Below are 12,971 nucleotides of genomic sequence, written 5' to 3'. Positions count from 1 at the left end.
TCGCGTTGCGCTGCAGGTAGTCGTTGTAGAGGGTAAACAACGCGAAAGCGGCGATGACGATAAGGGAGGCTGCAAGCAGGATCTTGTGGCTGAAGCGCAGATTTTTGTTCATGGCTTGAAGGGTCCGCTAAGGTCTTAATATCCGAGGCGCATCCTATGCGGGAGGCGCAAAATGGCAGCGTCAAAAAAGGTGTGGTATTTCTGGTGATAGCTCCGTTGGTCCATATCGGAATTATCTGACCGTTTTTTAGTCTTTGTCGGGCTTACATCCGTCTATATCGACCTCGCGGCACTAAAGATTAACCATAGGTGACGAAATGCCTGACTCCACACAACTGCTTATCGGTGCTGGCCTTGACGGCCTGCCCATCGCCCAGTCCATGCGCCTGGCCAACCGTCATGGGTTGATCGCTGGCGCCACGGGCACCGGCAAGACCGTCACCTTGCAGCGCCTGGCGGAAGCCTTCAGTGATGCGGGTGTGGCGGTGTTCGCTGCCGACATCAAAGGCGACCTCTGCGGCCTGGGCGCCGCCGCCAACCCCCAAGGCAAAGTGGCCGAGCGCATCGCCGGTATGCCCTTCCTTAATTACACAGCCCAGGCGTACCCGGTCACCCTGTGGGATATCCACGGCCAATCCGGTCATCCGTTGCGCACCACCATCAGTGAAATGGGCCCGCTCTTGCTCGGCAGCCTGTTGGAGCTCACCGACAGCCAGCAATCGGCGCTCTATGCGGCGTTCAAAGTGGCCGACCGCGAAGGCCTGTTGCTGCTGGACCTCAAGGACCTCAAGGCACTGCTCAATCACCTGCGCTATCACCCGGAACTACTGGGCGAAGACGCCGCCTTGATGACCACCGGTTCCAGCCAGGCCTTGTTGCGGCGTCTGGCAGTGCTGGAGCAGCAGGGCGCCGAAGCCCTGTTTGGCGAGCCGGCCCTGCAATTGGAGGATATTTTGCAGCCCGCCAGTGATGGGCGTGGGCGCATCCACCTGCTGGACGCCAGCCGCTTGGTGCATGAAGCGCCGAAGGTCTACGCGACCTTCCTGTTGTGGCTGCTGGCAGAGTTGTTCGAACAATTGCCGGAACGCGGCGATGCCGATAAACCGTTGCTGGCGTTGTTTTTCGATGAAGCGCACTTGTTGTTCGCCGATACGCCAAAAGCCTTGCAGGAGCGCCTCGAGCAGGTGGTGCGCCTGATCCGTTCCAAAGGCGTCGGCGTGTATTTCGTCACCCAATCGCCGGGCGACTTGCCGGATACGGTGCTGGCGCAACTGGGCCTGCGCATCCAGCACGGTTTGCGCGCGTTCACTGCCAAAGAACAGAAGTCCCTGCGAGCGGTGGCGGACGGTTTTCGTCCCAACCCGACATTCGATACCTTGTCGGTGCTTACAGAGTTGGGCACTGGTGAGGCCTTGGTGGGAACCTTGCAGGAAAAGGGCACGCCGGAAGTCGTCCAGCGCGTACTGGTTGCTCCTCCGCAATCGCGGATCGGGCCGCTCACCGAAGCCGAACGTAAAGCGTTGGTTGCCAGTTCGCCGCTGTTGGGGCGCTATGACAAGCCGGTGGATCGTGAGTCTGCCTATGAAGTGCTGATGGCCCGCAAGGAGCTTGGGCCTGCCGAGCAGGCTGCTCCGGCCGCCGAAGAGCCGAGCTTTACCGACAGGGCCGGTGCCTTCCTGGGGACCACGGCGGGCAAGGCGTTGAAGTCAGCCATGCAGCAGGCCGCCAATCAGATGGGGCGCCAGTTGGTACGTGGTCTGCTGGGTTCGTTATTGGGCGGCAGCAAACGCAAATAACGTTTCAGGCTTTGGGCCGGGCATGGGCGGCCAGCCGTTCCAGGGCGGCGCGCAAGCCCGGGTCGTTGATCCCTTCGGCGGTGGCCTGAAGGGTTTCGGCGGCCGTTTCCGACAGGTCCATGGTATGCCCCACTGCGCCTTGCGGCACGGTGGGTGGCTGTACCTTGAACTGAATGCGCGTCAAGCCGGCGAATTCTTCAAACGCCATCAACTGGCGCTGCAAGCGTTTTTGCTGATAACGCAAGCGCGTGGCCCAATGACCATCGGTGACAATTAATAGCAGATTGCCTTCTCGCCAGGACGCCACATGACAGTGCTCACGTGCGGCAGGTTGCAGCTGGCTTTCCAGCAGGCGTTGCAAATGGCCCAGGCGTTTGGCATGGCCAAAGATGGCTTTCAACGGCTTGGCTTCGCGAAGCAACACGCCGGGCGCGCGGGCTGTAAGAGGGCGAAATGCCATGTTTAGACACCTTAGGTAACAGAGCGGTTATCTTAACAGAAAGCGCCGGTACACCCCGCGGCCGTGCCTCGGCTGGGCTTTGCCCATGAAATCAATAAGTAACTTCTGCGCTCCATGGGTTGAAGTTCGCGCAAAAGCCCTTATTTTAAACAGGCCCTCTCACAGCGCCGTGCCTGCCTCGGGGAACAACGCCACTTTCCTCACCCACGATTCCGGGTAGAATGCGCGTTCGCAATGCGGCCGTGAGGGCTGCTCGGGCCACTCACGGTGCGCCCTCCATCCCTATGTGTGGAAGAACCTGCCGATATGTTTGCGCCTTTGTTAAAGAAACTTTTTGGAAGCAAGAATGAGCGCGAAGTCAAACGCATGCTCAAGACGGTGCAGCTGGTCAATGCCTTCGAAGAGCAGATGGTTGCTCTGTCGGACGAGCAATTGCGCGCCAAGACCCAAGAGTTCAAGGCCCGCATAGCCAAAGGTGAAACCCTCGACAAGCTGCTGCCCGAAGCCTTTGCGGTCGCCCGTGAAGCCGGTAAGCGCGTCATGGGCATGCGCCACTTCGACGTCCAGTTGATCGGCGGCATGACCTTGCATGAAGGCATGATTGCCGAAATGCGCACCGGTGAAGGCAAGACCCTGGTGGCAACCCTGGGCGTTTACCTCAACGCACTGTCCGGCAAGGGCGTGCACGTTGTGACGGTGAACGACTACCTGGCTCGCCGGGACGCCAACTGGATGCGCCCGCTGTATGAATTCCTCGGCCTGACCGTCGGCGTGGTAACGCCGTTCCAGCCGCCGGAAGAGAAGCGCGCCGCGTACGCCTGCGACATCACCTACGGTACCAACAACGAATTCGGTTTCGACTACCTGCGCGACAACATGGCGTTCAGCATGGATGAAAAATTCCAGCGTGAACTCAACTTTGCCGTGATCGACGAAGTCGACTCCATCCTCATCGACGAAGCCCGTACCCCGCTGATCATCTCCGGCCAGGCCGAAGACAGCTCGCGCCTGTACACCGAGATCAACAAGTTGATCCCGCGTCTTGAGCAGCACATCGAGGAGGTGGAAGGCGTGGTGACCAAAGAAGGTCACTTCACCATCGACGAGAAGACCCGCCAGGTCGAACTCAACGAAGCCGGTCACCAGTTTGTCGAAGAGATGCTGACCCAGATCGGCGAATTGGCCGAAGGTGAAAGCCTGTACTCGGCGCACAACCTGGGCCTGTTGACCCACGTGTACGCTGGCCTGCGCGCCCACAAGCTGTTCCACCGCAACGTCGAGTACATCGTGCAGGACGGCCAGGTGGTACTGGTTGACGAACACACCGGTCGTACCATGCCCGGTCGTCGTCTGTCCGAAGGCCTGCACCAGGCCATCGAAGCCAAGGAACACCTCAACATCCAAGCCGAAAGCCAGACGTTGGCGTCCACCACTTTCCAGAACTACTTCCGTCTGTACAACAAGCTGTCCGGCATGACCGGTACGGCCGACACCGAAGCGTTCGAATTCCACCAGATCTACAACCTGGCCGTGATGGTCATCCCGCCGAACAAGCCGTTGGCGCGTAAAGACTACAACGACCTGGTGTTCCTGACCGCCGAAGAGAAATACGCGGCGATCATCAATGACATCAAGGATGGCATGGCCAAGGGCCGTCCGATCCTGGTGGGTACCGCCACCATCGAGACCTCCGAGCACGTGTCCAACCTGCTCAACAAGGAAGGTATCGAGCACAAGGTACTGAACGCCAAGTTCCACGAAAAAGAAGCCGAGATCATCGCCCAGGCCGGTCGCCCAGGCGCATTGACCATCGCCACCAACATGGCCGGTCGTGGTACCGACATCCTGCTGGGCGGCAACTGGGAAGTGGAAGTGGCCTCGCTCGACAACCCGACGCCTGAGCAGATCGCCCAGATCAAGGCCGACTGGCAGAAGCGTCACCAGGCTGTGCTGGAATCCGGTGGCTTGCAGGTGATCGCGTCCGAGCGTCACGAATCGCGCCGTATCGACAACCAGCTGCGTGGCCGTGCCGGTCGCCAGGGTGACGCCGGTTCCAGCCGTTTCTACCTGTCGCTGGAAGACAGCCTGATGCGTATCTTCGCGTCGGACCGGGTGAAGAACTTCATGAAAGCCCTGGGCATGCAGTCCGGTGAGGCGATCGAGCACCGCATGGTGACCAACGCCATCGAGAAGGCCCAGCGCAAAGTAGAAGGCCGTAACTTCGACATTCGTAAGCAACTGCTTGAGTTCGACGACGTCAACAACGAACAGCGTAAAGTGATTTATCACATGCGTAACACGTTGCTGGCCGCCGACAACATTGGCGAGACCATCGCTGATTTCCGTCAGGACGTGCTCAACGCCACTGTCAGCGCCCACATCCCGCCACAGTCCCTGCCTGAGCAGTGGGATGTTGCCGGCCTGGAAGCGGCATTGAAGAGCGACTTCGGTGTGGACTTGCCGGTTCAGCAATGGCTGGACGAAGACGATCACCTGTACGAAGAAACCCTGCGCGAAAAACTGATGGCTGAGCTGCTGGCGGCGTACAACGAGAAAGAAGAGCAAGCGAGTGCCGAAGCACTGCGCACCTTCGAAAAACAGATCGTATTGCGCGTGCTGGATGACCTGTGGAAAGACCACCTGTCGACCATGGACCACCTGCGTCACGGTATCCACCTGCGTGGCTACGCCCAGAAGAACCCGAAGCAGGAGTACAAGCGCGAGTCGTTCACGCTGTTCTCCGAATTGCTGGATTCGATCAAGCGCGATTCGATCCGCGTGCTGTCCCACGTTCAAGTGCGTCGCGAAGACCCGATCGAGGAAGAAGCACGCCTGCGTCAGGAAGCCGAAGCACTGGCGGCGCGCATGCAGTTCCAGCACGACGAAGCGCCGGGCCTGGATGAGCCTGAAGCATTGGGTGAAGAGGTCGATGTGGCCCTGGCCCAGACCCCGGTTCGCAATGACCAGAAGCTGGGCCGCAACGAGCTGTGCTACTGCGGTTCGGGCAAGAAATTCAAACACTGCCACGGCCAGATCGAATAAGATTTTCGCCTGACGCTGCAACACCCCGCGCCGCGACCGGCCTTTGCCGTCGCGGCGTTTTGCCATTAATTCCCACCGTCGATAGCGACGGCACAGACATCACCTATTTTTAAGGAGCGCATTCATGGCTGTTGGTCTTGGTCCTTTGCCCACGTTGCACCCGGTTGCCGGTTTTGAACTCGGTATCGCTTCGGCCGGCATCAAGCGCCCGGGGCGCAAGGATGTGGTGGTGATGCGCTGTGCTGAAGGCTCGACCGTAGCGGGCGTGTTCACCCTCAACGCCTTCTGCGCCGCGCCGGTGATTCTGGCCAAGCAGCGCGTGGCCGGGTCGATTCGCTACCTGCTGACCAATACCGGCAACGCCAACGCGGGCACCGGCGAGCCCGGCCTGGTGGCGGCGGCGCGCACCTGCGCCAAGCTGGCCCAGTTGACCGGCGTCGATGCCAGCCAGGTGTTGCCGTACTCCACCGGTGTGATCGGTGAGCCGCTGCCGGTGGAAAAAATCGAAGGCGCCCTGCAAGCCGCGCTCGATGATCTGTCTGTGGATAACTGGGCGGCTGCGGCCACTGGCATCATGACCACCGACACCTTGCCCAAAGGCGCGAGCCGCCAGTTCGTGTATGAGGGCGTGACCATCACCGTCACCGGTATCAGCAAAGGCGCAGGCATGATCCGCCCGAACATGGCCACCATGCTCGGCTATATCGCCACCGACGCCAAAGTTTCCCGTGATGTGCTGCAACGGCTGATGCTGGACGGCGCCAACAAGTCGTTCAATCGCATCACCATCGACGGTGACACCTCCACCAACGACTGCTGCATGCTGATCGCCACCGGCCAGGCCAACCTGCCGGAAATCACCTCCACCGAAGGCCCGTTGTTTGCGGCGTTGAAACAGGCGGTGTTCGAAGTGTGCATGGACGTGGCCCAGGCCATCGTGCGTGACGGCGAGGGCGCGACCAAGTTCGTCACGGTTGAAGTCAACGGCGGCGGCAACCATCAGGAATGCCTGGATGTGGGCTACACCGTGGCGCACTCGCCGCTGATCAAGACCGCGCTGTTTGCTTCGGACCCGAACTGGGGACGTATCCTCGCGGCTGTCGGCCGTGCCGGCGTGCCGGACCTGGACGTGAGCAAAATCGACGTGTTCCTGGGTGACGTGTGCATCGCCAGCCGTGGCGCCCGCGCCGAAACCTACACCGAAGCCCAGGGCTCGGCGGTGATGCAGCAGGAAGAAATCACCATCCGTATCGAACTGGGTCGTGGTGACTGCAGCGAAACCATCTGGACCACCGACCTGTCCCACGAGTACGTGAAGATCAACGCGGAATACCGTACCTGATACCAAGAGGAAACTGGCGGTGAAACGAGTACATGTAGCAGCAGCGGTGATCCGCGGTGTCGATGGCAGGATCCTGCTGGCGCGCCGTGCCGATACTCAGCATCAAGGCGGCCTCTGGGAATTTCCCGGCGGCAAGGTGGAGGCTGATGAGTCGGTTGCCACGGCCTTGTCCCGTGAATTGCAGGAAGAGCTGGGCATCCAGGTCACCACGGCGCGGCCGCTGATCAAGGTGCAATATGACTATCCGGACAAGCAGGTATTGCTGGATGTCTGGGAAGTCTCGGCTTTTACCGGCGAGCCCCATGGCGCTGAAGGGCAGCCGTTGGCGTGGGTGGCACCGCGGGACCTGGTCAACTATGAATTTCCGGCGGCGAATGCGCCGATTGTCGCCGCGGCACGCTTGCCCGCCGAATATCTGATCACCCCTGGCGAGCTGGAAACCCCGACGCTGTTGCGCGGTATCCAAAAGGCTATTGCTGGTGGCATCAAGCTGGTTCAACTGCGTGCGCCCAACGGCTATGACCCCAAATACCGTGACCTGGCGGTGGATGCGGTGGGCCTGTGCGCCGGCAAGGCGCAACTGATGCTCAAGGGGCCGTTCGAGTGGCTGGGGGATTTCCCTGCTGCGGGGTGGCATATGACCTCGGCGCAGTTGCGCAAATACGCGAGCAAGGGCCGGCCGCTGCCCAAAGACCGCTGGTTGGCGGCGTCTTGCCACAACGCGGAAGAACTGGCGCTGGCAGAGTTGATGGACGTGGATTTTGTCACGCTGTCGCCGGTGCAGCCGACTCAGACCCATCCGGATGCGCAGCCGTTGGGTTGGGAACAGGCGGCTGAGTTGATCGCCGGGTTCAGCAAGCCGGTGTTTCTGTTGGGCGGGGTTGGGCCGGCGCAGCGGGAGCAAGCTTGGGAGGCTGGTGCGCAAGGTGTGGCAGGTATTCGGGCGTTCTGGCCGCAGGTGTGATGAGCGTTCCCACGCTCTGCTGATCGTGCTGATCGTTCCCACGCTCTGCGTGGGAATGCCTCCTGCGACGCTCTGCGTCACGCTTTGGGACGCGGAGCGTCCGTTGATGCATTCCCACGCAAAGCGTGGGAACGATCTGCTCAGTGTGGCTTGGCCGCTGCCTGCCACAACACTTCCGCAACACCTTGGCGTTTGGCAATCACCCTGGCCGCCACAAACAGCAAATCCGACAACCGATTGATGTACGCCAACCCCACACCCTCCAACGGTTCCACCGCATTCAGGTGCTGACAACGGCGTTCGGCGCTGCGCGCCAGGCTGCGGCACACATGGGCTTGAGCGATCAACGCTGAACCGCCAGGCAGGATGAAATTCTCCAGCGGCCCGACTTCCTCGTTCCAGCGATCAATCGCAGCCTCCAGCCGATCCACTTCCGCCGCATTCAACGCCTTGTACACAGGCATGGCCAGCTCACCGCCCAAGTCAAACAGACGGTGCTGGCAAGGCGTGAGCACTTCAATCACATCCTTCAACCCCGGATGCTTGCCGCTTTGTTCTTCAAGGTTAGCCAACAGCAGGCCGAGTTGGCTGTTCAGCGTATCCACCTCGCCAATCGCTTCCACGCGTGGATGGTCCTTGGGCACGCGGCGGCCGTCGCCGAGGCCGGTCTCGCCTTTGTCGCCGGTACGGGTGTAGATCTTCGACAGGCGAAAGCCCATGGTCAGTGCTCCAGTTGGGTAAGTTCAGTGGGGGGCAATTGGCTGCCGGCCAAAGGCAGGCGCAAGGTAAAGCAGGTGCCCTGGCCCAGGGTGGAATGCACTTCCATCTGGCCCTTGTGGTTGTTGGTGATGATGAAATACGACACTGACAGCCCAAGCCCGGTACCTTGGCCGATTTCCTTGGTGGTAAAGAACGGTTCGAACGTGCGTTTGCGCACGTTTTCGCTCATGCCGATGCCGTTGTCTTCCACCTGGATTTCCGCCCACGGCGGGTTGAGGCGGGTGCGCAGGATGATGCGCCCCGGCTCGCTGTCGTCCTCGCGCAGGTGAATGGCCTGGGCAGCGTTTTTCAGCAAATTGAGCAGCACTTGCTCCAGCTCGTTGGCGGTGCCGGGCACCGGGCCCAGTTGCGGATCGAACTGGCGGATGATCGCCTGGCCCTTGAAATCGAAACCGATGGTCAGGTCAAAGTCGTTACCGGCGATTTCCACGGCCTGGTCGATCAGCGCCGGCAAATCGCAGGGCGCCATCTGGCGATTGCTGCGGCGGCTGAAGCTGAGCATGTGGGTAACGATTTTCGCGGCACGCGCCCCGGCCTGCTGAATGCCGTCGAGCAGTTGCGGGACTTCGCGGCCTTGCAGGTATCGGTTGACCGTCTCCAGCTCGATGCCCACCTGTTCGGCAAGTTCAAGGTTCTTGGGCAGCTCGGGGGACAGGCGCCGCCGAATGTTCTGCACGTTATGCAGGATCGCGCCCAACGGGTTGTTGATCTCATGGGCCATACCTGCGGCCAGGCCGCCCACGGAGAGCATTTTTTCCGATTGCACCATCATTTCTTCCAGGGACAGGCGCTGGGTGATGTCGTCGATTCGGATCACCACACCGCGCCCGGCGCCGCCCATCAACGGGTAGAACGTTAGCGCATAATGCTTGGGCTCGTCGTCCTTGATCCAGGTGACCCGTTCTATCCGCTCCACTGTGTGCTGCTCCACGGTGGCCTTGATCTGTGGCAGGTACGGCTTGAGCGGCTGGAAGGCCAGGAACACCGGCTGGTTCAGGGCTTCGTCCAGACGCGTACCGGAGAGGGCGGTAGCTTCCTGGTTCCACTGGGTGACATAGAGTTGTTCGTCCAGGGCGATCAGCGCCGAGGGCATCGAGTCAATGATGCTGTTCAGGTAGTTCTGGAAGCCCGTGAGCTTTTTCTCGATCTTGCTGCGTACCTGGACTTCCAGTTCCAGCTTGCGGTTGGTATGCCGGGTTTCTTCGGCCAAACCCTGGGCCTGGTCATACGCGGCCTGAGAGTCGTCGCGCGCGCGTTTGAGCTGCTGCTCGCGAGCTTCGATGCGCGACAACATGGTGTTGAACGCTTCGGCCAGGCTGCCGATTTCATCACGGTTGCCACGCCCGGCGCGTAAAGCGTAGTTCTCCTCGCGGGTCACCTGGCGGGACAGTTCTTCAAGTTCATGAATCGGTCGTGTGATCAGGCGTTTTATTTGCCGGGCGATGACCAGCCACAGCAACACACTGAAAATCAGGATGCCCAGGCTCGCGGTCAGCGTGCCGGTATAGAACGCCACCGGCAGCTCACTGCTGGCCACCAGCAACAAATGCCCCGAAGGCTGAGTGCCACGGGGCAGGGTGATGATTTGGTTGCTGCGAAATTCGGTGAGGCGCCACGCTTCGATATGCCGGTAGTGGTCCGGCAGGTGCAGGCGGTCGCCGTGCTGCATCTGCGCCAGGCGGTTGCCTTCGCCGTCGTACAGCGCGGCGGCGCGCAACGGTGAATAGCTGGTCAATTCATTGAGCAGCGCCTCGGCCTTGGTCGGGGACTCAAGCGCCTCGGCGGCGAGCGAGGGGTTGGACACCAGTCGACCAATAGCCTGCAAGGCCTGGGGGGCCATGCTTTCCTGGGAGATCCAGTAGGCGGCGCTGATAAACGTCAGGTTGGCCACCAGCAATACGGTGGTGAGAAGCACCAGCAGGGCCGCCAGCAGTTTTTGTCCTACTGGTAGATTTTCAAGACGCTGGCGCAGTGGCATCAGAGTTTTCCCAGGTGATAGACAGGTAGGCAGGGTAGCGCGTGCCTCAGTCGCTGGCCAATCCGCGTGCAAGCAGATGCGCCACCAACCGCGTGTGTACCTGTTGCAGGTGCGGCGCTGCCAACTGATGGCGGGCCGCGGCCTGGCAAGCGTAGCCCAGCAGGTAACTGATCTCGGTGCGTCGGGCGTTGGCGACGTCCTGGTACATGGAGGAATAGTTGGCGGCGGTGGCCTGGATCACCCGCTCGACTTCGCTGTGCAAGTCCTGTGCAGCCGCAGGCTGGCCACAGCGCTCCAGCAGTTCGGCCAGTTCGGCGCAGAGCGTGGCGACCTCGCAGTGGTGGGCGCTCAAACCGCCGTTGCGGCAGTGGTACAACACGGTCAGTGGGTTGATGGCGCAATTGAGCGCGAGCTTGCGCCACAGGCGCGTCAGGATATCGGTGGCCCATTCATGGGGGATGCCTGCCGCTTGCAAATCATCCAGCCACAGCGGCGGGGTGGGATGGCTCGCGTCCCCCAGCCAGGTGTAGCCATGGCCGGCAAATACCACCCGCCAATCGCCATCGCGAAATGCGCCCTCGGTGCTGGAGGCAAAGATGCAGCGCGCCGACGGCCATTGCGCAGCCACGGCGTCCTGGCTGCCGAGGCCGTTTTGCAGCAGGATCAATTCGGCGTCCGGCGCCAGTCGATGCTGCAACTGTGCGATGGCGCTTTGAGCGTCGTAGGCTTTGCACGCTACCAGCAGACGCCGAATCGGCTCCGAGCTATCAGGCGTTTCGCCGATGACCGGATAAGTCTGTTCCACGCCGTGCTCCACCAGGGTCAGCCCTTTGCCTGCGCGATAGCTGGCCAGGCGCGCCTGGTTACGCAGGATCAGCCTGACGGGCACCCCCGCGCGTGCCAGCCGCGTGGCCCAGAGGGTGCCCAGGCTGCCAGCGCCAAGAATATGCCAGGGGGTCGACATCAGTGTGTACTCCATAAGGTCGCCAGCGGTGAACGGCGCGAAAGAACCGCTATAATGCCCCGGCATTTTAGCTCGGGCGCGCTCCATCTCTACTGAGCCCGCCCCTTATATTGGAGAAATCACATGCCTTCGTTCGACGTGGTATCTGAACTGGACAAACACGAAGTCACCAACGCCGTCGAGAACGCCGTCAAGGAACTGGACCGTCGCTATGACTTGAAAGGCAAGGGCAGCTTCGAATTCAAGGAAAAGGAACTGACCGTCAACCTGACCGCTGAAGCCGATTTCCAGCTGGAAGCGATGATCGAGATCCTCAAGCTGGCCCTGGTCAAGCGCAAGATCGACGTGCAATGTCTGGAAGTCAAAGATGCCTACGCCTCCGGCAAGCTGATGAAGCAGGAAGCCGTGCTCAAGGAAGGCATCGACAAAGAGCTGGCCAAGAAGATCGTGGCGCATATCAAGGACGCCAAGCTCAAAGTCCAGGCCGCCATCCAGGGCGAGCAGGTTCGCGTCACCGGCAAGAAGCGTGATGACCTGCAAGAGGCTATCGCAGCTCTGCGCGCCAAGACTTTCGACATGCCGCTGCAGTTCAATAACTTCCGCGACTGATGGCACTTTGGGGAACCTGTGGGCACTTTTGACGTCCCACGCCCCAGCATCAGTGCCTACAATTGAGCCCTTCGGGGCTCAATTGCGTTTTCAGGCAGTCAATACAGCCTTATCGCCGCACAACAGGAGAAAGTAGATGGATTTGAACGCTGAAATGGATCACCTGATCAAGACCTCCCAGTCTTGGCTCCCCATGATCATGGAATACGGCAGCCGCGTATTGCTGGCGTTGGTCACCCTGGCCATCGGCTGGTGGCTGATCAACGTCTTGACTCACCGCGTGGGCCGTCTGCTGGCCATGCGTAACGCAGACTTGGCACTGCAACACTTCATCACCAGCCTTGCGAACATCGCGCTCAAAGTCATGCTGGTGGTCAACGTGGCCTCGATGATCGGTGTGGCAACCACCTCGTTCGTTGCGGCGATCGGTGCCGCTACCCTGGCTATCGGCCTGGCCTTGCAAGGCAGCCTGGCGAACTTTGCCGGCGGCGTGTTGATTCTGTTGTTCCGCCCGTTCCGTATCGGTGACTGGATCGAAGCCCAGGGTACCTCGGGTACCGTCGACAGCATCCAGATCTTCCACACGGTGCTGCGTACCGGCGACAACAAGACGGTGATCATTCCCAACGGCAGCCTGTCCAACGGCCTTATCACCAACACCAACCGCCAGCCGACCCGCAAGGTCGTGTTTGACGTGGGTGTGGACTATGAGGCGGACCTGCAAAAGGCCCGTGAAGTATTGCTGGCTCTGGCCGAAGACCCGCGTGTACTGAAGGACCCTGCCGCCGTGGCGGTGGTGTCGACCTTGGGCGACAGTTCCATCACCGTCTCCCTGCGTTGCTGGACCAACACTCCGGATTATTGGGACGTGATGTTTATGCTCAATGAACTGGCGCGTGACCGTTTGAAAGCGGCCGGGATTGATATTCCGTTTCCGCAACGGGTTATTCGGGTGATGCAGGAAAGTGCGCCGAAGTAACTTGGCGCGATGCTATCGAAGTTGGCCGAAAGGTCAGCTTTGAAAAAACTAGTTACT

At 60.6% G+C, this 12,971-nt stretch carries 10 protein-coding genes; 6 read left to right on the top strand and 4 right to left on the bottom strand.

What is annotated here, in order from left to right:
• The first annotated feature begins 317 nt into the window (after nt 1-317).
• Nucleotides 318-1,796, top strand: a complete 1,479-nt coding sequence (locus tag AB4P90_RS22975; RefSeq protein ID WP_014719728.1) for a helicase HerA-like domain-containing protein — start codon at nt 318-320, stop codon at nt 1,794-1,796.
• Between the two features lie 4 nt (nt 1,797-1,800).
• Here the strand turns inward: AB4P90_RS22975 and AB4P90_RS22970 are convergent, their stop codons facing one another.
• Nucleotides 1,801-2,256 (bottom strand): DUF721 domain-containing protein, encoded by a 456-nt coding sequence (locus tag AB4P90_RS22970; RefSeq protein WP_014719727.1) that lies wholly within the window; start codon nt 2,254-2,256, stop codon nt 1,801-1,803.
• A gap of 306 nt (nt 2,257-2,562) precedes the next feature.
• On the opposite strand from AB4P90_RS22970, the gene secA reads away from it, so the two are divergent.
• The 3 genes from secA (at nt 2,563) to AB4P90_RS22955 (ending at nt 7,604) form a co-directional block, all read left to right on the top strand.
• Entirely contained in the window at nt 2,563-5,298 is a 2,736-nt protein-coding gene (secA, locus tag AB4P90_RS22965) for a preprotein translocase subunit SecA (protein WP_014719726.1), read from the top strand.
• A 124-nt stretch (nt 5,299-5,422) separates the two neighbouring features.
• Complete coding sequence (gene argJ, locus AB4P90_RS22960) at nt 5,423-6,640, top strand: bifunctional glutamate N-acetyltransferase/amino-acid acetyltransferase ArgJ (protein WP_014719725.1); 1,218 nt, start codon at nt 5,423-5,425, stop codon at nt 6,638-6,640.
• Between the two features lie 19 nt (nt 6,641-6,659).
• A complete protein-coding gene (locus AB4P90_RS22955; RefSeq protein WP_191948877.1) occupies nt 6,660-7,604 on the top strand; it encodes a Nudix family hydrolase in 945 nt (314 codons plus the stop codon).
• A gap of 140 nt (nt 7,605-7,744) precedes the next feature.
• Here the strand turns inward: AB4P90_RS22955 and AB4P90_RS22950 are convergent, their stop codons facing one another.
• From AB4P90_RS22950 to AB4P90_RS22940, 3 genes are read right to left on the bottom strand one after another with little or no spacing between them, the layout of a single operon-like run.
• Nucleotides 7,745-8,323: a cob(I)yrinic acid a,c-diamide adenosyltransferase gene (locus AB4P90_RS22950; protein WP_014719723.1), complete on the bottom strand. Its 579-nt coding sequence runs from the start codon at nt 8,321-8,323 to the stop codon at nt 7,745-7,747.
• Between the two features lie 2 nt (nt 8,324-8,325).
• Nucleotides 8,326-10,362: a PAS domain-containing sensor histidine kinase gene (locus tag AB4P90_RS22945; RefSeq protein ID WP_014719722.1), complete on the bottom strand. Its 2,037-nt coding sequence runs from the start codon at nt 10,360-10,362 to the stop codon at nt 8,326-8,328.
• A gap of 46 nt (nt 10,363-10,408) precedes the next feature.
• Nucleotides 10,409-11,326 (bottom strand): putative 2-dehydropantoate 2-reductase, encoded by a 918-nt coding sequence (locus AB4P90_RS22940; protein WP_014719721.1) that lies wholly within the window; start codon nt 11,324-11,326, stop codon nt 10,409-10,411.
• Between the two features lie 123 nt (nt 11,327-11,449).
• Here AB4P90_RS22940 and AB4P90_RS22935 point away from each other — a divergent pair, with 123 nt between their 5' ends.
• Nucleotides 11,450-11,935, top strand: a complete 486-nt coding sequence (locus tag AB4P90_RS22935; RefSeq protein WP_003193880.1) for a YajQ family cyclic di-GMP-binding protein — start codon at nt 11,450-11,452, stop codon at nt 11,933-11,935.
• Nucleotides 11,936-12,071: 136 nt separating this feature from the next.
• The gene (locus tag AB4P90_RS22930; RefSeq protein WP_014719720.1) at nt 12,072-12,914 is read left to right on the top strand and encodes a mechanosensitive ion channel family protein; all 843 of its coding nucleotides are present in this window, start codon (nt 12,072-12,074) and stop codon (nt 12,912-12,914) included.
• Nucleotides 12,915-12,971 lie beyond the last annotated feature (57 nt).

Origin of the sequence: Pseudomonas sp. B16120 (assembly GCF_044218845.1) — a bacterium.
Taxonomy (GTDB): Bacteria; Pseudomonadota; Gammaproteobacteria; order Pseudomonadales; family Pseudomonadaceae; genus Aquipseudomonas; species Aquipseudomonas paracarnis.
This window is presented reverse-complemented; position numbering and strand designations above follow the sequence as displayed.